This window comes from Janthinobacterium sp. UMAB-56 (assembly GCF_900095265.1).
Classification (GTDB): Bacteria; Pseudomonadota; Gammaproteobacteria; order Burkholderiales; family Burkholderiaceae_D; genus Janthinobacterium.
This window is the reverse complement of sequence record NZ_LT607651.1, coordinates 278,364-300,474: the sequence shown is the minus strand read 5'-3', so window position 1 is coordinate 300,474 and position 22,111 is coordinate 278,364. Positions and strand designations below refer to the sequence as shown.

The 22,111-nt window shown below is 60.3% G+C and carries 17 protein-coding genes and 4 tRNA genes; 19 read left to right on the top strand and 2 right to left on the bottom strand.

The window, feature by feature from the left end; genetic code table 11:
- The first annotated feature begins 194 nt into the window (after positions 1-194).
- Both K0F85_RS01365 and K0F85_RS01360 read left to right on the top strand, forming a co-directional pair.
- The gene (locus K0F85_RS01365; protein ID WP_219114208.1) at positions 195-1,691 is read left to right on the top strand and encodes a DegQ family serine endoprotease; all 1,497 of its coding nucleotides are present in this window, start codon (positions 195-197) and stop codon (positions 1,689-1,691) included.
- Between the two features lie 96 nt (positions 1,692-1,787).
- Positions 1,788-2,033, top strand: a complete 246-nt coding sequence (locus K0F85_RS01360; protein WP_219114207.1) for a glutaredoxin family protein — start codon at positions 1,788-1,790, stop codon at positions 2,031-2,033.
- A 1-nt stretch (position 2,034) separates the two neighbouring features.
- Here the strand turns inward: K0F85_RS01360 and K0F85_RS01355 are convergent, their stop codons facing one another.
- Positions 2,035-2,256: a hypothetical protein gene (locus tag K0F85_RS01355; protein WP_219114206.1), complete on the bottom strand. Its 222-nt coding sequence runs from the start codon at positions 2,254-2,256 to the stop codon at positions 2,035-2,037.
- A 93-nt stretch (positions 2,257-2,349) separates the two neighbouring features.
- On the opposite strand from K0F85_RS01355, the gene lepA reads away from it, so the two are divergent.
- From lepA to K0F85_RS01280, 15 genes are all read left to right on the top strand, one after another.
- Complete coding sequence (gene lepA, locus K0F85_RS01350; RefSeq protein ID WP_219114205.1) at positions 2,350-4,140, top strand: translation elongation factor 4; 1,791 nt, start codon at positions 2,350-2,352, stop codon at positions 4,138-4,140.
- A 3-nt stretch (positions 4,141-4,143) separates the two neighbouring features.
- Positions 4,144-5,067 (top strand): signal peptidase I, encoded by a 924-nt coding sequence (lepB, locus tag K0F85_RS01345; protein ID WP_219114204.1) that lies wholly within the window; start codon positions 4,144-4,146, stop codon positions 5,065-5,067.
- A gap of 74 nt (positions 5,068-5,141) precedes the next feature.
- Positions 5,142-5,957: a ribonuclease III gene (rnc, locus tag K0F85_RS01340; protein WP_219114203.1), complete on the top strand. Its 816-nt coding sequence runs from the start codon at positions 5,142-5,144 to the stop codon at positions 5,955-5,957.
- A gap of 1 nt (position 5,958) precedes the next feature.
- Entirely contained in the window at positions 5,959-6,861 is a 903-nt protein-coding gene (era, locus tag K0F85_RS01335) for a GTPase Era (RefSeq protein WP_034749612.1), read from the top strand.
- Between the two features lie 28 nt (positions 6,862-6,889).
- Positions 6,890-7,735, top strand: coding sequence for a DNA repair protein RecO (recO, locus tag K0F85_RS01330; protein WP_219114202.1), 846 nt, complete (start codon positions 6,890-6,892; stop codon positions 7,733-7,735).
- 41 nt (positions 7,736-7,776) lie between these two features.
- Entirely contained in the window at positions 7,777-8,538 is a 762-nt protein-coding gene (gene pdxJ, locus K0F85_RS01325; protein ID WP_219114201.1) for a pyridoxine 5'-phosphate synthase, read from the top strand.
- A 14-nt stretch (positions 8,539-8,552) separates the two neighbouring features.
- Positions 8,553-8,948 (top strand): holo-ACP synthase, encoded by a 396-nt coding sequence (acpS, locus tag K0F85_RS01320; RefSeq protein ID WP_219114200.1) that lies wholly within the window; start codon positions 8,553-8,555, stop codon positions 8,946-8,948.
- Between the two features lie 35 nt (positions 8,949-8,983).
- Positions 8,984-10,864 (top strand): excinuclease ABC subunit UvrC, encoded by a 1,881-nt coding sequence (gene uvrC, locus K0F85_RS01315; protein WP_219114199.1) that lies wholly within the window; start codon positions 8,984-8,986, stop codon positions 10,862-10,864.
- Positions 10,865-10,992: 128 nt separating this feature from the next.
- Positions 10,993-11,577 carry a CDP-diacylglycerol--glycerol-3-phosphate 3-phosphatidyltransferase gene (gene pgsA, locus K0F85_RS01310; RefSeq protein ID WP_219114198.1) on the top strand — a complete coding sequence of 195 codons (585 nt, stop codon included), beginning with the start codon at positions 10,993-10,995 and terminating at the stop codon, positions 11,575-11,577.
- A gap of 105 nt (positions 11,578-11,682) precedes the next feature.
- Positions 11,683-11,758 (top strand) — tRNA-Gly (locus tag K0F85_RS01305).
- 82 nt (positions 11,759-11,840) lie between these two features.
- Positions 11,841-11,916, top strand: a tRNA-Gly gene (locus tag K0F85_RS01300).
- A 70-nt stretch (positions 11,917-11,986) separates the two neighbouring features.
- Positions 11,987-12,062 (top strand) — tRNA-Gly (locus K0F85_RS01295).
- A 42-nt stretch (positions 12,063-12,104) separates the two neighbouring features.
- Positions 12,105-12,178, top strand: a tRNA-Cys gene (locus K0F85_RS01290).
- Between the two features lie 255 nt (positions 12,179-12,433).
- Positions 12,434-13,921 (top strand): SulP family inorganic anion transporter, encoded by a 1,488-nt coding sequence (locus tag K0F85_RS01285; protein WP_219114197.1) that lies wholly within the window; start codon positions 12,434-12,436, stop codon positions 13,919-13,921.
- Positions 13,922-13,987: 66 nt separating this feature from the next.
- Entirely contained in the window at positions 13,988-14,440 is a 453-nt protein-coding gene (locus K0F85_RS01280) for a hypothetical protein (RefSeq protein WP_219114196.1), read from the top strand.
- A gap of 54 nt (positions 14,441-14,494) precedes the next feature.
- Here the strand turns inward: K0F85_RS01280 and K0F85_RS01275 are convergent, their stop codons facing one another.
- Entirely contained in the window at positions 14,495-16,210 is a 1,716-nt protein-coding gene (locus K0F85_RS01275) for a methyl-accepting chemotaxis protein (protein ID WP_219114195.1), read from the bottom strand.
- A 381-nt stretch (positions 16,211-16,591) separates the two neighbouring features.
- Between K0F85_RS01275 and K0F85_RS01270 the strand changes: the two genes are divergently transcribed.
- Both K0F85_RS01270 and fdnG read left to right on the top strand, forming a co-directional pair.
- Entirely contained in the window at positions 16,592-18,751 is a 2,160-nt protein-coding gene (locus K0F85_RS01270; RefSeq protein WP_219114194.1) for a TonB-dependent siderophore receptor, read from the top strand.
- 277 nt (positions 18,752-19,028) lie between these two features.
- On the top strand, positions 19,029-22,100 hold the full coding sequence (fdnG, locus tag K0F85_RS01265; RefSeq protein WP_219114193.1) for a formate dehydrogenase-N subunit alpha: 3,072 nt from the start codon (positions 19,029-19,031) through the stop codon (positions 22,098-22,100).
- Positions 22,101-22,111 lie beyond the last annotated feature (11 nt).

Genomic DNA, 22,111 nt, shown 5'->3' with positions numbered 1-22,111 from the left:
GCTACGATTGACACTGTGAACAGGCAATATCTTGCTTTTGCGATATATTGTTGCATTGTTTGCCATGCGCGCGGACAGCTGGGTTTACCCCTGCGTTTCCGTCATGACGGCCAATCATGCACGCAGGCAATCGCCTGATCCGCGTTCTGATCCGTTTATTCTGATCCGTTTACATACTCGAAAAGATCCTTTCCATGAAAAAAAACATGTGTGCTGCCAGCAAGTCGTTTTCAGTGAAGACGCTTTCCGCTTTATTGTTCGGTACGGCTGGCGTCTTCCTTGCTCCCACCATGCTGGGCCTGGCACCTCAGGCGCAGGCCGCCGTGCCGGCCGTAAAATTGCCTGATTTCGCGGACCTGGTGGACACTGTCGGCCCTGCCGTCGTGAACATCCGCACCACCGAGCGTCTGAAGATGACTGCGCCAGGCGCCGGCGGCCAGGATGAGCAGGAAATGCAGGAATTCCTGCGTCGCTTTTTTGGCGGCGCCATGCCGACGCCGCGTCAGCAGGCGCCGCGCGGCGGCCGTCGTGCCGTGCCACAGGAGCAGGAAGTGCAGCGCGGCGTGGGTTCCGGCTTCATTATTTCGGCCGATGGCTACGTGTTGAGCAATGCCCACGTGGTCGATGGCGCCGATGAGGTATACGTGACCCTGACGGACAAGCGCGAATTCAAGGCCAAGGTGATCGGTGCCGATGCGCGCACTGACGTTGCCCTGCTGAAAATCGAAGGTGGCAACCTGCCGCGCCTGACCATCGGCGACTCGAACAAGATACGCGTGGGTGAATGGGTCATCGCCATCGGCTCGCCGTTCAACCTGGAAAACACGGTGACGGCCGGCATCATTTCCGCCAAGTCGCGCGACACGGGCGACTACCTGCCCCTGATCCAGAGCGACGTGGCGGTCAATCCCGGCAACTCGGGCGGTCCCTTGATCAATATGCGCGGCGAGGTCATCGGCATCAATTCGCAGATCGCCACCTTGTCCGGCGGCTACAACGGCATTTCATTTGCCGTGCCCATCGACGAAGCCATGCGCGTGGGCGAACAGCTGAAAAAGACGGGTAAAGTCGTGCGCGGCCGCATCGGCGTGCAGATCGGCGAAGTGAGCAAGGAGGTGGCGGAATCGCTGGGCTTGCCGAGCGCCAAGGGCGCGCAGGTATCGATGGTGGAGCCGGGTGGTCCGGCCGACAAGGCGGGCATCAAGCCGGGCGACATCATCCTGAAGTTCAACGGCGCCCAGATCGAGCGTTCGTCCGACCTGCCGCGCCTGGTAGGCGGCGCCGCCGTCAACGGCAAATCCACGATCACCGTCTGGCGCAAGGGCACGCTGCAGGATATCCCCGTCACCGTCGTCGAGCTGGAAAGCGATAAAACGGCCAAGAAGGGCGCCAAGGAGCCGGAAGCGCAAGCCGTGAATGCACTGGGCCTGAAAGTGAGCGACGTGCCGGCCGCGAAGAAGCAGGAATTGAGGATCGATGCCGGCGCGCAAGTGGACGAGGCGGATGGCGTGGCGGCTCTGGCAGGCTTGCAGCCTGGCGACGTGATCTTGCAGTTGAACAACGTTGCCGTGAAAGATGCCAAGCAGTTCAATGCCCTGGTCGCCAAGCTTGATCCGAAAAAGTCGTCGGCCGTGCTGGTGCGCCGTGGCGATGTGGCGCAATTCGTTTCGCTGCGTCCATCGGCAAAATAACTTTTCAACCCGCAGCCCGTAAAGGCTGGGGTCGAACGGGGGCCAGGCGTCCCCGTCCGACCCCAGTCGTCGCTGCCGTGCTTATTCTCGTCTTCCATGCACTTCACCCTCTATTCCCGTAGTTATTGCCATTTATGCCAGGACATGCTCGATGCCTTGCTCCTGCTACAGCCGCCTGAAAAGCCGTTCACGGTGGACGTGATCGATATCGATGCGTCGCCCGATGCCTCGCTGCTGGCGCGTTTCGACGAACTGGTGCCGGTGCTGTTTGCTGACCTGGCGCAGCCTGAGCTATGCCATTATTTTCTGGACGAGGCGGCTGTACGGCGCTGCCTGGGATAGCTTAACTGTCAATATTGACACTGCATTGCACCATTCTGGTGCCGGAAATAGCTGTAAATGTCGGCATGGCCCGGTGCCGGCCTCTGAAAGACGGGCTTTCTACTCTGAAATCCGGTAAAATGGGGAGGTCGAAAAAGCTACTGTCCGAGGCAGCAGCTTCTGTCGCTTCAAAAGCGCTCGCCTGGGCATGCAGATGTCCTGCTCGGAGCGCTTTTTTCATCATGAGTGGGGCGCCTGGTTTTGGCCCTGTTTGGCCCGGGCATGATCCCCTTGATTCCTGTTAAAGCAGTGTTGTCACTCGCACATATATTAGTTAATGAATAACATACGCAACTTCTCCATCATCGCCCATATTGACCACGGTAAATCGACCCTGGCTGACCGCATCATTCAATTGTGCGGCGGCTTGTCCGACCGCGAGATGGAGGCGCAGGTGCTCGATTCGATGGATCTGGAGCGCGAGCGCGGCATTACCATCAAGGCGCAAACGGCGGCCTTGCACTACAAGGCCCGCGATGGCCAGATCTACAACCTGAACCTGATCGATACGCCAGGCCACGTCGATTTCAGCTATGAAGTGTCGCGTTCGCTGTCGGCGTGCGAAGGCGCGCTGCTGGTCGTTGACGCATCGCAAGGCGTGGAAGCGCAAACGGTGGCGAACTGCTACACGGCGCTGGACCTGGGCGTGGAAGTGGTGCCCGTCCTGAACAAGATCGACTTGCCGAACGCAGACCCGCCGAACGCCATTGCCGAGATCGAAGACGTGATCGGCATCGACGCTGCCGATGCCGTGCACTGCTCGGCCAAGACGGGTTTCGGCGTGCTTGACGTGCTCGAACAACTGATTGTCAAGGTACCGCCGCCAAAGGGCGACCCCGATGCTCCGCTGCAGGCGCTGATCGTCGACTCCTGGTATGACGCCTATGTGGGCGTAGTCATGCTGGTGCGCGTGGTCAACGGCACCCTGAAACCGAAAGACAAAATCCGCCTGATGGCCACCGATTCGGTGCAACTGGTGGAAGACATCGGCGTGTTTTCGCCACGTTCGCAATCCTTGCCGCAATTGTCGGCAGGCCAGGTGGGCTTCATCATCGCCGGCATCAAGGAATTGAAGGCGGCCAAGGTGGGCGATACCGTCACCCTGGCCAGCCGACCTGCCGCCGCGCCATTGCCCGGCTTCAAGGAAGTGCAGCCGCAAGTGTTCGCCGGCCTGTTCCCTGTCGAAGCGAACCAGTACGACGCGCTGCGCGACTCGCTGGAAAAACTGAAACTGAACGATGCTGCCCTGATGTACGAGCCGGAAGTGTCGCAGGCGTTGGGCTTCGGCTTCCGCTGCGGCTTCCTGGGCTTGCTGCACATGGAAATCGTGCAGGAACGCCTCGAACGTGAATTCGACATGGACCTGATCACCACGGCGCCGACCGTGGTGTATGAAGTGATCCAGCGCGACGGCAGCATGATCAACGTCGACAACCCGTCGAAGATGCCCGACCCGTCGCGCATCGAAGAAGTGCGCGAGCCTATCGTCACGGTCAATCTGTACATGCCGCAGGAATACGTGGGCTCCGTGATTACCCTGTGTATTGGCAAGCGCGGTATCCAGATGGACATGAGCTACCACGGCCGCCAGGTCAAGCTCGTGTATGAAATGCCGATGGCCGAGATCGTGCTGGACTTCTTCGACCGCCTGAAATCGACGTCGCGCGGCTATGCCTCGATGGATTACGAGTTCAAGGAATATCGCGCGGCCGACGTGGTCAAGGTCGACATGCTGATCAACAGCGAAAAAGTCGATGCGCTGGCCATCATCGTCCACCGTTCGAACAGCCAGTACCGTGGTCGCCAGGTGGCCGCCAAGATGCGCGAGCTGATCCCGCGCCAGATGTTCGACGTGGCCATTCAAGCGACCATCGGCGCCAACATCATTTCGCGCGAGAACGTGAAAGCCCTGCGCAAGAACGTGCTGGCCAAGTGCTATGGCGGCGACATCAGCCGCAAGAAGAAATTGCTGGAAAAACAAAAAGCAGGTAAAAAACGCATGAAGCAAGTGGGCTCCGTGGAGATCCCGCAAGAGGCATTCCTGGCAATTTTACAAGTGGATGGTTAATCAATGAACCTGCAAGTGATTTTAGGAAATTTCGCTTTAATTCTGTTCGTGCTGATGGTGTTGACGGGTCTGGTATGGTGCCTGGATGTGTTTTATCTGTCCAAGCAGCGCCGCAAGGCGGCCGACCTTGCCCTGGCAGAGTTCGATGAGCGTCAAGCGCGATCCTTGGCTGAAGGCATCAAGCCTGATGGTGTTAGTAGCAGCCGCCGCGCCACCATCGAGGCAGCGCTGTTGCGCCAGCCGACCTGGGTCGAGTATTCGGGCAGCTTCTTCCCCGTCATCGCCCTGGTGTTCTGCCTGCGTTCTTTCTTGTACGAGCCATTCAAGATCCCGTCGAGCTCGATGGTGCCGACCTTGCTGGTGGGCGATCTGATCCTCGTCAATAAATTTACTTATGGCATTCGTTTGCCTATCGTCAACAAGCGCATCATTGAAGTTAACGATCCGCAGCGCGGCGATGTGATGGTGTTCAAGTACCCGAAAGATATGTCGCAAGACTATATCAAGCGCGTGATCGGCGTGCCCGGTGATAAGATCACCTATGAAAACAAGCGTCTGACGGTGAATGGCAAGGAAGTGCAGTACACCGCGCTGGACGACTACCTGGACGATGAAAGCACTGTTTACCACAAGCAGCTGGAAGAAAACCTGACGGGCGTGAGCCACCGCATCCTCAACGATGAGCCTGCTCCTACGTTGAACTTGCGCGAAGTGAAGGATTTCCCGCACAAGGATGCGTGCAACTACAACGAAGACGGTTTTACGTGTGTCGTGCCACAAGGCAATTACTTCATGATGGGCGACAACCGCGACAATAGCGCGGACAGCCGTTACTGGGGCTTCGTGCCGAACGAGAATATCGTCGGCAAGGCTTTCCTGGTATGGATGAACTTCAGCAATCCGAAACGCGTGGGCGGCATACACTAGGCCGCCCCCATGGCCGCCGCGCCGATTCCCCGCGCGGCGGCCAGCCGAATTACTCAGATGACACAGAAACAATAATGAATCTTCAGCTATTGCAAACCCGTTTAGGCTATACGTTCCAGGATGCTGGCCTGTTGCAGCAAGCCTTGACGCATCGTAGCCACAGCAGTTTGCATAACGAGCGGCTGGAATTCCTCGGCGACTCCATCCTCAACTGCGTGGTCGCCTCCATTCTGTACGAACGCTTCAAGTCCATCGACGAGGGTGACCTGTCGCGCCTGCGCGCCAACCTGGTCAAGCAGCAGTCCTTGTATGAAATCGCGCAAAAGCTGGAGTTGTCGCAATTCTTGCGCCTGGGCGAAGGCGAGCTCAAATCGGGCGGTTTCCGCCGTCCCTCTATCCTCGCCGACACCCTGGAAGCCTTGCTGGGCGCCATTTTTCTCGATACGGGCTTCGATGCCGCCAGCACGGTGATCCGCGCTTTCTACATCCCCATCCTCGACTCGGTCGATCCGCAAACGCTGGGCAAGGATGCCAAGACCCTGCTGCAGGAGTTTTTGCAAAGCAAGAAAATTTCGCTGCCACAGTACAACGTGGTAGCCACCCACGGCGCCGCCCACAGCCAGGAATTCGAGATCGAATGCCTGGTGCCGAAATTAAATATCCAGGTCTACGGCCGTGGCGGAAGCCGCCGCGCCGGTGAGCAAGCGGCCGCCAAACTGGCGCTGGACGTGGCCGAGCAGGCGCTGTTGAAATCGCCAGCCGCCAGCCGCAAGCCGAAACCGCGCGCCGCCCAGCTCAAGCTGGCCGGCATTGCCACCATCCAGAGCGGCGACGCGCAAGCTCCTGCTGCCCCGGCGATCGCCGCTCACACTAAACAGAATCGACACTAGCATGACAGCCACCAAAATGCCCGACAACTTCCGCTGCGGCTATATCGCCATCGTGGGCCGCCCCAACGTGGGCAAATCGACCCTGATGAACGTGCTGATCGGCGCGAAGGTCAGCATCACTTCGCGCAAGGCGCAAACCACGCGCCACCGCATCACGGGCATCCAGACGGTGCCGGACGCGCAATTCATCTATGTCGACACGCCCGGCTTCCAGACGCGCCATTCGAACGCGCTGAACAAGACGCTCAACAAGACCGTCACCAACACCCTGATTTCCTCGGACGTGATTTTGTACGTGATCGAGGCGGGCACCTTCGGCCCGGCCGACCAGCAAGTGATGGATCTGCTGCCGAAGGAAGTGCCGTGCATCCTCGTCATCAATAAATCGGACCGCGTGAAGGACAAGGCCGTGCTGCTGCCGTTCGCGCAAAAAATCGCCGCCATGCGCGACTTCGCCGCCATCGTGCCCGTCTCGGCCAAGCTGCATTTCCAGTTGGAAGGCTTGCAGAACGAGATCAAGCGCTTCCTGCCGGAAAACCAGCCCATCTTCGGACCGGACGACATCACGGACCGCAGCGAAAAATTCCTCGCCTCGGAAATCGTGCGTGAAAAACTCTTCCGTTTTGTCGGCGACGAACTGCCATACACGAGCACCGTGCTGATCGAGAAGTTCGAGCAGGAAGGTGACCTGCGGCGCGTGTTTGCCGCCATCCTGGTCGAGCGCGATACGCACAAGTCCATGATCATCGGCAACAAGGGCGCGCGCCTGAAGGAAGTCTCGACCCAGGCCCGCCTGGATATGGAAAAGCTGTTCGGCGGCCCCGTGTACCTGGAAATCTGGGTCAAGGTCAAGTCGGGCTGGGCCGACAACGAGGCGGGCTTGCGCGCCTACGGCTACGAGTAATCCGCAATCCGGGGGCGACGCCACACGCATGAGCACCAGCACGCCAGCGCTGCACGATTCAGCGCCAGCCTCACCTGCCGTACCTGTCCCTGCGCCGGCGGCCATCGCGCTGCCGGCCGCTCCCGCCGCACCGCCTGCAAGGCGCAGCCGTCCGCCCACGCGCGACGGCCGCATCACGGGCCAGCCCGCCTTCGTGCTGCACAGCTATCCGCACAAAGAAACCAGCCTCATCGTCGACGTGTTTACACGCGAGTACGGACGCATCGCGCTCGTCGCCAAGGGGGCCAAGCGGCCCCATTCGCAGTTGCGCGGCGTGCTGCAAACCTTCCAGCCCCTGCAAGCGGGGTGGACGGGCAAATCCGAGCTGCGTATCCTGACCGGCGCGGAATGGGTGGGCGGCATGTTGCCGCTGGAAAAGACCGCCTTGCTGTGCGGCTTTTATTTGAACGAATTGCTGGTCAAACTGCTCGCGCGCGACGACCCGCATCCCGTCCTGTTCGACCACTACGTTGCCACCTTGAATCAACTGGCGCACAATGAGCCGCCGCCCATCGTGCTGCGCAAGTTCGAGCGCGCCCTGCTCAAGGAAACGGGCGTGGCGGCCGACCTGACGCGCTGCACGGGCACGCGCCAGATCGTCGAGGCGGGGCAGGTCTACGTGGTCGATCCGGAGCGGGGGCCGCGCCCGGCGCGCGCTGCCGACGCCTGGCCCAGGATCACGGGCAAGACCCTGCTCGACATGGAGCGCGAAGATTATCTTGACGTGGCCACGCAGGCGCAAAGCAAGTTGCTGATGCGCTTTTTGCTGGCCCATCAACTGGGTGGCGCGACCTTGAATACGCGCCAGATTCTGATCGATTTAATGCAGCTGTAGCTGTGGTTTGCAGCGCGACAGCACTTTACGGATACCATCTTATGAGCTTTTTGCAGCCTTCCGGCCCTGTCATCGACCTGGGCGTCAATATCGACCACGTGGCTACCTTGCGCAATGCGCGCGGCACCGCCTATCCTGACCCGCTGCGCGCGGCCCTGTTGGCTGAACAGGCGGGCGCTGACGCCATCACCCTGCATTTGCGCGAAGACCGCCGCCACATCAAGGATGCGGATGTGATCGCCATCGCACCGCAGTTGCTCACGCGCATGAACCTGGAAGCGGCCGTCACTGCCGAGATGATCGATTTCGCCTGCCGCATCAAGCCCGCCGACGTGTGCCTGGTGCCAGAAAAGCGCACCGAAGTGACGACCGAAGGGGGGCTGGACGTGGTGCGCTACTTCAAGGAAGTGCAATCGGCCGTGAAGCAATTGCAAGGCCAAGGTATCCGCGTGAGCCTGTTCATCGATGCGGACGAGCAGCAGATCGCCGCCGCCGCCGAACTGGGCGCGCCGGTGATCGAACTGCATACGGGGCGCTATGCGGATACGGCAGGCGCCGAGCAGTTGGCCGAGCTGGAGCGCATCAAGGCGGGCGTGCTGTTTGGTGTGGGGCGGGGCTTGAAAGTCAATGCGGGCCACGGCTTGCATTACACCAATGTGCAGGCCATCGCCGCCATTCCCGAGATTAGCGAACTGAACATCGGCCATGCCATCGTCGCGCATGCCGTGTTTGTCGGCTGGGAAAACGCCGTGCGCGAAATGAAGGCCATCATGGTGGCGACCCGCATCGGCCACCGCGCCTGATAAGGGAGCTCAGCATGATCTACGGCATCGGTACCGATATCTGCAAGATTCCGCGCATCGAGGCGGCCCTGGCGCGCCACGGCGAGCGTTTCGCGAAAAAGATACTGGGGCCGCAGGAGCTGGAAAAATTCCGCGCCCGCAGCGCCAGGAATGCGGTGCGCGGCGTGCGCTTCCTGGCTACCCGCTTCGCGGCCAAGGAGGCGTTTTCCAAGGCCATCGGCCTGGGCTTGCGCATGCCGATGACGTGGCCTGCCGCGCAAATGCTGAACCATCCCAGCGGCAAGCCGATGATCGTCTGCAGCGGCGTGCTGGCGGAGTTCATGGAAAAGCATCGCCTGAGCGCGCAAGTGACCATCAGCGATGAAGAAGAGTATGCGGTCGCGTTCGTGATCGTCGAGCAAGCAGCATAACTATACGTGCGCCATAAGTGCGCAATGAGCCAGCAATGACCGAAGCAAGCCCAGAGCCATCCTTGGCGGAAACGCCGCCCGACCCGCGCGCGCAAGTGCTGGCCACCGTCGCCAAGTTGCCGAACTTGCCCGGCGTATACCGTTATTTCGACGCCGCCGACAAGGTGTTGTATGTCGGCAAGGCGCGTGACTTGAAAAAGCGCGTCTCCAGCTATTTCCTGAAAAACCTGGCCAGTCCCCGCATCGCCATGATGGTCGAGCGCATTGCGCGCCTGGAAACGACGGTCACGCACAGCGAAGCGGAAGCCTTGATCCTGGAAAACAACCTGATCAAGGCGCTGCAACCGCGCTACAACATCCTGTTCCGCGACGACAAGTCGTATCCATATTTGAAAATCACCAATGGCGATGCGCCGCGCATGGTGTATTACCGCGGTGCGGTGGACAAGAAAAACCAGTATTTCGGACCGTTCCCCAGTTCCTGGGCCGTCAAGGAATCGATGCAGATACTGCAAAAGGTATTCTTGATCCGTACCTGCGAGGACAGTGTGTATGCGAACCGCACCCGACCCTGTTTGCTGCACCAGATCGGCCGCTGCAGCGCGCCTTGCGTGGACTTGATCAGCAAGGAAGATTACAGGAACGATGTGGAAAACGCGGCGCGCTTCCTGCGCGGGCGCCAGAGCGAAGTGCTGGCCGACCTGGAAAAGAAGATGCATGCGTTTGCCGCCGAGCTGAAATTCGAGCAGGCCGTGGTGGTGCGCAACCAGATCGCTTCGCTGTCGCGCGTGCTGCACCAGCAAAGCATGGAAACGACGGGCGACGCCGATGTCGATATTCTCGCCGTGCTGGTGCAGGGGGGGCGCGCCTGCGTCAACCTGGCCATGGTGCGCGGCGGACGCCACCTGGGCGACCGCGCCTACTTCCCCAGCCAGCTCAGCGATGCGGCGGCGATTGCCGAAGAGCCCATCGAGGTGGAAGTGCTGGCCGCCTTCCTGGCCCAGCACTACACGGAAAAATTCATTCCCGGCACCCTGATCCTGACTATCGAATTCGACCAGCCAGCCCTGATGTTGGCCCTGATGGAGCAGTGCGGCCACCGCATCAACCTGATCTTCCAGCCGCAGGGGCAGCGCCGCCAATGGCTGGAGATGGCGCAGAAGGGCGCCGAGATTTCGCTGGCGCGCCTGTTGTCGGAACAGGGTTCGCAGCAGTCGCGCACGCGCGCGCTGGCCGAGGCCTTGCGCCTGGAAACGGAAGACCTCGACAGCTTGCGCGTGGAGTGTTTCGACATCAGTCACACGCAGGGCGAAGCGACGCAGGCCTCGTGCGTGGTGTTCCATCATCACGCCATGCAGAATGGCGAATACCGGCGCTACAACATCAACGATATTACCCCCGGCGACGATTACGCGGCCATGCGCCAGGTGCTGATGCGCCGTTACGAAAAGGTAGCCAACGGCGACGGCGTGATGCCCGACGTGGTGCTGATCGACGGCGGCAAGGGACAAATCGAAATGGCGCGCCAGGTGTTTGCCGAACTGGGACTCGATATCAGCCTGATCGTCGGCGTGGCCAAGGGGGAAGGGCGCAAGGTGGGCCTGGAAACCCTGCTGTTCGTCGATGGCCGCGCGGCGCAGGAACTGGGCAAGGAGTCGGCGGCCCTGATGCTGATCGCGCAAATTCGCGACGAGGCGCACCGTTTTGCCATTACCGGCATGCGCGCCAAGCGGGCCAAGACGCGCCAGACGTCGCGCCTGGAAGAAATAGAGGGCATCGGTGCCAAGCGCCGCCAGAAACTGCTGTCGCGCTTTGGCGGCTTGCGCGGCGTGGTCGATGCCAGCGTCGAGGATCTGATGTCGGTGGAGGGCATTTCCACGCAGCTTGCGGAAGAAATCTACAAGCAGCTGCATTGATGGATAGCTGGCCTGGTCCGGCGCTGCGGCCAACCGGACTAGGCTAATACTGCGGGGCCATGTAGACTAGTGGCGCTTTCTTCACATTTTCTTCATATTCAATTTACCCGCCGGCCGATTGCACCTTTATGCCATTTAATATTCCCATCCTTTTGACGTGGCTGCGCGTGGCCCTGATACCGCTCGTCGTCGGCGTGTTTTATTTGCCGCCCTCGATGCTGCTGCATGGCGACCAGAACCTAGTTGCCACCCTGGTCTTCATCGTTGCCGCCGTGACCGACTGGTTCGACGGCTTCCTCGCGCGACGCTGGAATCAGACCTCGGCCTTTGGCGCCTTCCTCGACCCGGTCGCCGACAAGCTGATGGTGGCGGGCGCCTTGCTGGTGCTGGTGCAACTGGACCGTGTCAATGCCGTGCTGGCCTTCATCATCATCGGCCGCGAAATCACGATTTCCGCATTGCGCGAATGGATGGCGCAGATCGGCGCATCGAAATCGGTGGCCGTCAGCTCGATCGGCAAGATCAAGACGGCCGCGCAAATGACGGCCATTCCCTTGCTGCTGTACCACGAAGTGATCTTTGGCGCGGTCGATACCCATGTGTGGGGCGAAAAGCTGCTGTGGATCGCCTGCGTGCTGACGGTGTGGTCGATGTTCTATTACTTGCGCCTGGCATGGCCTTTGATCAAGGAAAAGGCGGGAAATTTGCACTAAGAATAAGCAGGCGGCTGCTGCCTGCGGAATATTTTGCAAAAGACCAGATATTGCCCGTTGACAGCCCCTGTAATCCCTCTATAATGCTGGCCTGTTGTTGATGACGCGGGAGTAGCTCAGTTGGTAGAGCGCAACCTTGCCAAGGTTGAGGTCGAGAGTTCGAGACTCTTCTCCCGCTCCAGAATTCTAAAGGGAAGCTAAGCTGGCTTCCTTTTTTTATCCGCCGCAGTAGCGCTGCGGTCAGGCAGTAATCAAGCTCCAATGCGGGAGTAGCTCAGTTGGTAGAGCGCAACCTTGCCAAGGTTGAGGTCGAGAGTTCGAGACTCTTCTCCCGCTCCAGTGTGACTGGATCAGCAGTAAAGCAGCACTGGTAAACGGTAGTAAAAAGCAGTAAAATAGCAGTTCGTATGCGGGAGTAGCTCAGTTGGTAGAGCGCAACCTTGCCAAGGTTGAGGTCGAGAGTTCGAGACTCTTCTCCCGCTCCAGTTTTCAAGGTGGGCCGCAAGGCGCATCGAAGCAGTTCCTCTGGCGAGGTAGCAAAGAGGTTATGCAGCGGCCTGCAAAGCCGTTTAGACGGGTTCGATTCCCGTCCTCGCCTCCAGATGAAAAAAATAGCCCACTTTCGAGTGGGCTATTTTTTTGCCGGTGGCGCTTCTTGTATAATGCTCCCGTGCTCTGCCGCGCCGCCTGGCGCGCTGATCGATCTACCCCTTTTCTCCATACCCATGTAGTCATTGACGATATTCCCTCTCCTTTCTGCAACAGTGCGGCTTTCTTGTCGAGCCCACTCGCATGGCTGCGCCTGATTATTTCCATCAGGCCGGTATTTTCCTGTTACGACTTTGGATTTGACTCAATGATCAACACAACTTTTCGGGATGAGTGGTTCTCGAACTTGCAAAAAAACGTACTGGCGGGCTTGACCACCTCCTTCGCCCTGGTGCCCGAATGTATCGCCTTCGCCCTGGTGGCGCAGCTCAATCCCCTGATGGGCCTGTATGGTGCTTTCATTATTTGCGCCTTGACGGCCATCTTTGGCGGACGCCCGGGCATGATTTCAGGCGCCGCCGGTTCCATGGCCGTCGTCATCGTGGCGCTGGTGGCGCAGCACGGCGTGCAATATCTGCTGGCCACGGTCGTGCTCAGCGGCATCCTGATGGCGCTGTTTGGTCTCTTGCGTCTGGGTAAGCTGATCCGCATGGTGCCGCACCCGGTGATGCTGGGCTTTGTGAATGGCCTGGCCATCATCATCGCCATGGCCCAGCTGGAACACTTTCGAGTGGCCACGCCGCAAGGGGAAACCTGGCTGCAAGGCACGCCCTTGTTCGTGATGGCTGCGCTGGTGGCCCTGACCATGGCCATCGTCTACGTGCTGCCGCGCATCACGCGCGCCGTGCCGCCGGCGCTGGTGGCCATCCTGGGTGTGGGCGTGCTCAGCTATAGCTTGAACCTGCCGACGCGCACCCTGGGCGACCTCGCGCATATCGCCGGCGGCTTGCCGACCCTGCATTGGCCCAGCGTGCCGCTGGACATGGACACCTTGCACATCATCTTCCCGTATGCGGCGCTGATGGCCATGGTGGGCTTGCTGGAAACCTTGCTTACCTTTAATCTCACCGATGAAATGACCGAAACACGGGGCCAGCCGAATCGCGAATGCATCGCCCTCGGGGCCTCGAATGTCGTCTCGGGCCTGTTTGGCGGCATGGGCGGCTGCGCCATGATCGGCCAGACCATGATCAACCTGAGTTCAGGCGGCCGCTCGCGCCTGTCGGGTGTCACGGCCGGCGTGATGATTTTACTGTTCATCCTGTTCCTTTCTCCGCTGATCGAGCGCATCCCGCTGGCCGCCCTGGTGGGCGTGATGTTCGTGGTGGCGCAGCAGACGTTTGCCTGGGGTTCCTTGCGCGTGCTGGGCAAGGTGCCGATGCAGGATGCGCTGGTGATCGTTGCCGTGACGGTGATTACGGTGTTGACGGACCTGGCGACGGCCGTGCTGTGCGGCATCGTCATCGCCGCCTTGAATTTTGCCTGGCAGCATGCACGCGAAATGCGCGCCGACATCGATGACAGCAGCCACGGCATGCGCGTCTACCTGCCGCACGGTACCCTGTTTTTTGCTTCCACCACGCACTTCCAGGAACTGTTCCAGTCTGCGTCGGACCCGGCCCGCATCATCCTTGATTGCCGGCATTTGCACATGGCCGATCACTCGGCCATCGTCGCCATCGAAGCCTTGTATGAGCGCTATGAAAAGGCGGGCAAGCACCTGCAGGTGACGCATCTGTCGGCCCGCAACCAGGCCTTGCTGCAGCGTGCCGGCGTGGATGTGAGCGCGGCGTAAAATAATGGAGAGGCTGTCCCGCGCAATCGTGCGAGAGCGGCGGGATTTCTAGTGGATGGAGTGTTGATGCTGTCGTACGAACAAGAGCAGTTGTTGCAACAAAGCCAGGCGGGCTTCGATGCCTACTATGACGCGCTGGGCGCGGCGCTGGTGAATTTTGTCGAGCGCCTGGGCATCCAGCCGGCCCACGAAGTGTTGACGAACGCGGCCGAATACCTGCCGTATATCGATGCGGCCATGCGCACCATCGTCATCCGCGACGAGAGCTGGCAATGGGTGAAAACCATGCTCGGCTATTTTATCGGCGAATACTTCGTGCAGGGTCATGCTGGCTGCTGGTATGTGGAAACGCGCCCCGAATCGCCGCATTTCTGCCGCTATATGGTGGGCGGCTTCGAGCATGGCTTGCCGCTGGACGCCGCCATCGATCCGGAAGCGCTGGCGCTGGCATTTCTGGGGCAATCCGCACCACGCGAGCTGGCGAAACTCATGGAAGATGCGCAAGCCAGGCTGTGCTGATGCCTGGCCGTTTGGCATGCGTGGCAGTGGCTGCCACGCATTGATCGTCACACTTTAGAATTCTTCCCACTCGCCTTCGGCCGGCGCCGTGGTCTTGCTGCTGGCGCGCGTCACGGGCAGGCGCAGGGCCGGGGCCGAGGCCTTGCGGGCTGGTGCGGCCGAAGTTGCCGGCGCTGCCGGGGCGCTGCGTTGCGCCGCTTTCACGCTGAAACGGTCGGTGGCCGCCGCGTTGGCATCGAGGCGGAAGACGCTGACCACTTGCGCCAGTTCGCTCGCCTGTTCCTGCATGGCTTCGGCTGCTGCCGAGGCTTCTTCCACCAGGGCTGCATTTTGCTGGGTTACCTGGTCCATTTCAGAAATGGCCTGGTTGACTTGCTCGATGCCCGCGCTTTGTTCTTCGCTGGCGTTGCTGATCTCGCTCATGATGGACGTGACGAAGCCTATGCTTTGCACGATTTCTTCCATCGTCTTGCCGGCCTTGTCGACCAGGTCCGTGCCGACGTCGACTTTTTGCACGGAGTCGTCGATCAAGCCCTTGATCTCTTTTGCTGCCGCTGCCGAGCGCTGCGCCAGGTTGCGCACTTCCGTGGCCACCACGGCAAAGCCGCGACCCTGTTCACCGGCGCGCGCCGCTTCCACGGCCGCGTTCAGGGCCAGGATATTGGTCTGAAAAGCGATGCCGTCGATGACGGAAATGATGTCGACGATTTTCTTCGACGAGGTATTGATCTCGCCCATGGTGGCCACCACTTCAGCTACCACGGCGCCGCCGCGGCTGGCGATGCCGGCCGCGTCGCCCGCCAGTTTATTCGCCTGGCGTGCGTTGTCCGCATTCTGCTTCACGGTACTGGTGAGTTCTTCCATCGACGAAGCCGTTTCTTCCAGCGAGCTGGCTTGCTGTTCCGTGCGCGACGACAGATCCTGGTTGCCAGCGGCGATTTCCGCGGAGGCCGTGGCGATGGTGTCGGTGCCGCCGCGCACCTGGCCGACGATGCCCACCAGGCTGTCGTTCATGGTTTTCAGGGCATGCATCAGCTGGCCGGTTTCATCGCGGCCCTGCACCTTGATGGTGCTGCTGAGGTCGCCTGCCGCCACGGTTTCCGCCACCTTCACGGCGTCACGGATGGGGCCGGTGATCGAGCGCGTGATCCACCACGCGAAACCGATGCCCATCAGCACGGCCAGCACGCCCATGGTGATCAGGAAGATGCGCGTGCCGCTGTAGGCCTCGATGATGCTGGCGCCGACGCCGTCGGCGGCCTTGATCTGCATGCTGGAAAAGCGCTTCACTTCGGCCAGGTAAGCCACGGTGATCGGCGCGACTTCCTTTTCGAACACTACTTTGGCGCCCGCCATGTCGCCGTCGGCCTTCATCTTGAAGGCGCGTGCGCGCGTCGTCACGTAGTCGGTGCGTACCTTGCGCACGACCTTGAATTGCTCGATCACGGCAGGGTTGAGCAAGGACGCGATGATGTCGTCCTGCAGCTTGCTGGAGCGGGCTGCATCGACCGTCAGGTCTTGCTCGATCTTGGCGCGTACGACAGGGTCGGTGATTTCGAACGAGGCGACGCCGCGCACGCTATTGAGTTCAATGATCTTCGACCATTCGGCCACCATGCGCTGGTTTTTGATGCTGGTATTGATGAGGCGGTAAGTCAGGTCGCTGGCCGTTTGCATGCGCACGAGGGCGGTGATGGTCAAGGCAGCAAGCAACAGCAATACGACAGCAAAGCCGACGCCAAGGCGGCTGCCGATGTTCAGGTTTTTCATGTAATTCCTAACAGTTTAATAGTCATGATCGCCGCCGCCAGCAGGGGCGGGCAGGCGCCGCAAGGCGCAGGGATCGGGGTCTTCGGGTGCCGCGTGATGGCTATGCGGCGCGCCACGCTGAGCGTGGCGATGGAGGTGAAGCAAGGGGCATGGCGGTCAGGCTGACCGCTGCCCAGCAAGTGGCAAGTATAGCATTGACGCAGAGAAATAGTTTTTCAAAGCAATTTTAATTATTTTTTGATATTGGTTTCCTGTTGCATTTTTACGTCAAGTACTAGGTCAATAAGTACTATCACTTACATTTCGCCTTACTTTCCACTGCGTCGGCTGATAAAATACTAATGATAATGATTCGTATTAAAACTTAGACCAGGGAATTGTATGCAGCAACAGCGCAAGCCAGGATGTAAACCGATCACCATCGCCGTACTGGGCGCCTTGACCTTGGGCGCCACGCCACTGGCGGCATGGGCGCAGCAAAGCTTGCCCGCCGTCACCGTGACGGCATCGAAGGACAAGGATGGCTATGTCGCCGCCACCTCCACCAGCGGCAGCAAGACGGAAATGGCCTTGCGCGACGTGCCGCAGACGATCAACGTGGTGCCGGAAGCCGTCATCCGCGACCAGCACGCCATGTCGATCCAGGACATCATGAAAAATATCCCTGGCGTGGGCCTGTCCACGGGCGACGGCCAGCGCGACCAGGTATTCATCCGCGGTTTCACGGCCATCGGCGACCAGTTCGTTGACGGTTTCCGCGATGACGCGCTGTATTTCCGCGACCTGTCGAACGTGGAGCGCCTGGAAGTGATCAAGGGGCCGGCCGCCGTGCTGTATGGCCGCGGTTCCTCGGGCGGCCTGGTGAACCGCATCAGCAAAAAACCGGGCGTCGATATCACGGACGTGGCCCTGAGCCTGACGAACACAAAAGGGCGTCGCGGCGAAGTCGATGTGGGGCGAGTGGGCGAGACGGTGGACTGGCGTGTCACGGGCGCGCGCGAATTATCGGACAGCTACCGCGACCAGCAATTCATCAATCGCACGGCGCTGGCGCCATCGGTAGCCATCCGCCTCTCTGGCGCCACCAAATTGCTGCTGCAGGGCGACTACCTGGAAGACCGTCGCCTGACGGACTTCGGCATCCCGTCATATCACGGCCGTGCCGTGGCGGTCGATGCGGGCACCTATTATGGCGCCGCCAATGCCCGCGATGCCGATTTCAGCCAGTCGCGCGTGGTCTCCACGGCCGCCACCCTGACGCACAAATTCAGCGAGTCCCTGTCGCTGCGCAATGCCTTCCGCTACTACGATTACCACCTGGACCGCAACAACACGAATATTTCCGGCAACGTCAACGAAGTCAAAGGCACGATGAGTCTGGGCCACGCCAAGCTGAACCGCGATGAAAGCGGCTGGTTCAACCAGACGGAACTGACGCAAAAGTTGGTCACGGGCACTTTGCGCCATGCAGTGCTGTACGGCGCCGAGTTCGGCAAGCAAAACAAGGATGCCAATAGTTGGGCAGCCATCGATGTGTCGACACTTGGGAAGCCTGTATCGATCTTCAATCCTATCCTGCCCGTTGTTGACCGCAGCAAGCTGGGCGTGCGCAGCGATACTTTCGGTACCTACGACACGGCCGCCGCCTACGTGCAGGATGCCATCGCTTTCAGCGACGAGTGGAAGGCGCTGGCCGGCTTGCGCTACGACCGCTACAAGCAGCAGTCGCGCTTGGCGAATGCGCTTGGTGTGACGACGGCAGACCTGTCGCGCACGGATTCGGCTTACAGCCCCCGCGCCGGCCTCGTCTGGCAACCCAGCGCGACGCAGTCGTACTACGCCTCGTGGAGCCGTTCCTTCCAGCCCAGCGGCGAGAATTTCGCGCTGGCCGCCAACAATGCCGACCTGGCGCCGGAAACCACGCGCAACACGGAAGTGGGCGCCAAGTATGACCTGTGGGGCGGCCGCGCCAACGCCACCGTGTCGCTGTTCCGTCTGGAGCGCGACAATATCAAGAGCAGCGACCCGATCACGAACCGCATCGTGCCCGTCGGCACGCAGCGCACGGACGGCCTGGAGCTGACCTTCAATGCGGACTTGTACGATGGCTGGAAAATGATGGCCGGCTATGCTTATCTGGACGCCAGCATCACCGACTCCATCGCCGTCGACAAGAGCGTCAACGTGCCGGGTGGCATCATCGCCAGAGAAGTGCCTGTCAAAGGCAAGCGCGCCACCCTGACGGCGCGCAATACGGCCAACCTGTGGCTGACGAAAGACCTGGGCTACGGCTTCACGGTGGGTGGCGGCGCAAATGCTGTCGGCAGCCGCTTCGCCAATTCGGGCAACACGGTGGTCTTGCCAGGCTACGTGACGGCCGACGCCATGGCCGCGTACCGCACGGGCCGCTATGAAGTGCAGTTGAACGTCAACAATATCGGCGACACGCGCTACATCGTCTCGGGCCACGGTTCCAGCCCGAACCTGAGCTTGCCGGGTGCGCCGCGCAATGTGGCGTTGACCTTGCGCTACAGCCTTTAATTTTTTCACCCCCATACAACCCGCTCGCGAGCGGGTTTTTTCATGTGCGGGTAGCGATGTGCAAGTGTGCCGGGCTGGCTGCGATTGTTTAGAGGAATTGTTCGGTACGGATAAAATAATGTTGACTATACGCAATTTTTCCGGCGATCCAAGCCTTGACGTGGTTTGAGGCGTAAAATGATGTCATACGGCACAGGCTCGGGGCTTATATCTTGCTGATATGACAGCGCTACGATGCCGTATGACTTTTATTTACTCACATCATAGAGGCCTGAATATGGTTCAGATGTCCAGGCGCCAGTTCCTTCGGGTTACTGGCGCGACCATTGCCGGCTCCAGCCTCGCCCTGCTCGGTTTCGCACCGGGCCAGGCGATGGCGGAAGTGCGGCAATACAAGCTGTCTCGCACGACAGAGACACGCAATACCTGTCCCTACTGTTCGGTAGGATGCGGCGTCCTGCTGTATGGACTGGGCGACGGCGCGAAAAATGCCGTCTCCAGCATCATCCACGTGGAAGGCGATGCCGATCACCCGGTGAACCGCGGCACGCTGTGCCCGAAGGGCGCCAGCCTGGTCGACTTCATCCACAGCCCGAACCGCCTGAAAGTGCCCGAATACCGCGCACCGGGTGGCACGCAATGGCAACCGATCTCCTGGGATGTGGCGCTCGACAAGATCGCGCGCCTGATGAAAGATGACCGCGATGCCAACCTGATCGAAAAGAATGCCGACGGCAAGACCGTCAACCGCTGGCTCTCCACCGGCATGCTGGCCGCGTCCGCCGGCAGCAACGAGGTCGGTTACCTGACCCACAAGACAGTGCGCAGCATGGGGATGCTGACCTTTGATAATCAGGCGCGTGTATGACACGGACCGACGGTGGCAGGTCTTGCCCCGACGTTTGGCCGTGGCGCGATGACGAATCATTGGGTCGATATCAAGAATGCCGATGTGATTTTGGTCATGGGCGGCAATGCAGCAGAAGCACATCCTTGCGGATTCAAATGGGTAACGGAAGCGAAGGCGCATAACAAGGCCAAGCTGATCGTTGTCGATCCGCGTTTTACCCGTACCGCATCCGTGGCAGATTACTACTGCGCCACGCGTACCGGCACGGACATCGTCTTCCTCGGCGCGATCATCAACTATCTGCTGACGAACGACAAGATCCAGCATGAGTACGTGCGCAACTACACGGACATGCCCTTCATCGTGCGCGAAGACTATGCGTTCGAAGATGGCCTGTTCTCGGGTTTCGACAAGGAAAAAGGCAAGTACACCAACAAGGCCACCTGGGATTACGAGATTGGCGACGATGGTTATGCCAAGGTCGACCCGACCCTGGAACACCCGCGCTGCGTCTACCAGATGATGAAGAAGCACTACGCGCGCTACACGACCGAGATGGTCGAGCGTACGTGCGGCGTGTCGGCCGACAAGTTCCACAAGGTGGCGGAAGCCCTGGCGTCGACCGCCGTGCCGGGACGCGCCGGCACCATCCTGTACGCGCTGGGTTGGACGCACCATTCGACGGGCGCACAAACCATCCGCACGGGCGCCATGGTGCAGCTGTTGCTGGGCAATATGGGCATCGCGGGCGGCGGCATGAACGCCTTGCGCGGCCACTCGAACATCCAGGGCTTGACCGATCTGGGCCTGATGTCGAACCTGTTGCCCGGTTACATGACCCTGCCGAATGAAGCGGAGCAGGACTTCGATGGCTATATTGCCGCGCGCGCCACCAAGCCGCTGCGGCCGAACCAGCTCAGCTACTGGAGCAATTACCGCAAATTCCACGTCAGCTTCATGAAGACGTGGTGGGGCAATGCCGCCACGGCCGAGAATAACTACGCCTACGACTACCTGCCCAAGCTGGACAAGCCGTATGACTTGATGCAAGCCATCGAGAACATGCACCAAGGCAAGATGGCGGGTTATATCTGCCAGGGCTTCAATGTGCTGGCGTCCGCGCCGAACAAGCAGAAGGTCACGGAAGCGCTGGCCAAGCTGAAGTTCCTCGTCATCATGGACCCGCTGGCCGTGGAAACGGGCGAATTCTGGAAGCCGCACGGGCAATTCCACGAAGTCGATCCCACCAAGATCATGACGGAAGTGTTCCGCTTGCCAACCAGCTGCTTCGCCGAAGAACGCGGTTCGCTGGTGAGTTCCTCGCGCGTGCTGCAGTGGCACTGGCAGGCGGCCGAACCGCCGGGCCAGGCGCGCAGCGACCTGGAGATCATGGCGGGCCTGTTCTTGCGCATGCGCAGCATGTACCAGAAGGAAGGCGGCAAGTTCCCCGATCCGATTCTAAACCTGACGTGGAATTATGCGCAGCCGCATAATCCGCAGCCGGAAGAGATCGCACGGGAATACAACGGCCGTGCGCTGGCCGACTTGTATGATCCGAAAGATCCGACCAAGTTGCTGGTGAAGAAGGGCGAGCAACTGGCCTCGTTTGCGCAATTGCGCGACGATGGCACGACCACCAGCGGCTGCTGGATCTTCACCGGCAGCTGGACGCAGGCGGGCAACCAGATGGGACGGCGCGATAATAGCGACCCGACCGGCATCGGCCAGACCTTGGGCTGGGCCTGGGCGTGGCCGGCAAACCGCCGCGTGCTGTACAACCGCGCCTCGTGCGACTTGAAGGGCAAGCCTTTCGATCCGACACGCAAGCTGATCGAGTGGAATGGCACGAACTGGAGCGGGGCCGACATTCCCGACTTCAAGGTTGACGAACCGCCGGAAAATGGCATGGGTCCGTTCATCATGCTGGGCGAGGGCGTGGCGCGCTTCTTTGCGCGCGGCGCCATGGCCGAAGGTCCGTTCCCCGAGCATTACGAGCCGTTCGAAAATCCGCTCGGCTACAACCCCATGCATCCGAAAAACCCGCAGGCGACCAGCAATCCGGCCGCCCGCGTGTTCGCCGACGACCGGAAAATGTTCGGTACGCATGAGGAATATCCGCATGTGGCGACCAGTTATCGCCTGACCGAGCATTTCCATTACTGGACCAAGCATGCACGCCTGAATGCCATCATCCAGCCGGAGCAATTCGTCGAAATCGGCGAAGAGCTGGCCAAGAGCATCGGCGTCGTTGCCGGTGGCCAGGTGCGCGTCAGTTCCAAGCGGGGGCACATCATCGCCAAGGCCGTGGTCACCAAGCGCATCAAGGCTTTGATGATCGAGGGCAAGCCGGTGCATACCGTGGGCCTGCCGCTGCACTGGGGCTTTACGGGCGTGGCCAAGCCGGGGTATCTGATTAATACCCTGACGCCAGGCGTGGGGGATGCGAATTCGCAAACGCCGGAATTCAAGTCCTTCCTCGTGAAGGTGGAAAAAGCATGATGGGAGCTCAA